General features: G+C 63.3%; 1 pseudogene. It reads left to right on the top strand.

From position 1 onward, the window contains the following. Positions 1-408, top strand: a pseudogene (locus ACJ5NV_RS20435) (tyrosine-type recombinase/integrase); the annotation flags it as partial. Positions 409-566 lie beyond the last annotated feature (158 nt).

Below are 566 nucleotides of genomic sequence, written 5' to 3'. Positions count from 1 at the left end.
GCACGCGCCGCTGGAACAGTCCGCAGGGAGCTGAACACGCTTCAGGCCGCGCTGAATTACTGCCAGAAAGAGGGCTACATCATCACGGCGCCAAGTGTTACCATGCCGTCTACCCCGGAAACCAGCCAGCGCGCCCTGACGCGCGATGAAGTCGCAGAGCTGCTGCGGGTCGCGCGACGGCGCAAACAGCATCACATCGCAGCCTTTATCCTAGTCAGCATCTATACAGACACCCGCAAGGCTGCCGCACTGAACCTCAAGCTGTCCGGCCCTTGCCCGAATAGCGGCTGGTTCGACCTTCAGGCAGGCGTGATCTATCGGCGCGGCGAAAGTGAGCGCGTCACCAACAAACGCCGAACACCGGCGCGCCTGCCTCGCCAGCTCCTGGCCCACGCCAGGCGATGGTAGCGGAACGGGAGCACTTGGGCAGTCGAATGGCGCGGACAGCGGATTGCCGATCTGAAAACCGGCTGGTCCGCGCTCGTTCAGGATACGAATCTCGACTGGAGACCAACGCCGCACAGCCTGAAGCACACGGCCATCACTTGGGCCATCCAGAACGGCGC

Origin of the sequence: Loktanella agnita (assembly GCF_046640325.1) — a bacterium.
In the GTDB taxonomy this organism is placed as follows: Bacteria; Pseudomonadota; Alphaproteobacteria; order Rhodobacterales; family Rhodobacteraceae; genus Yoonia; species Yoonia agnita.
Note: the sequence above shows the minus strand (reverse complement) of the source record. Positions and strands in the feature narration are given on the sequence as shown.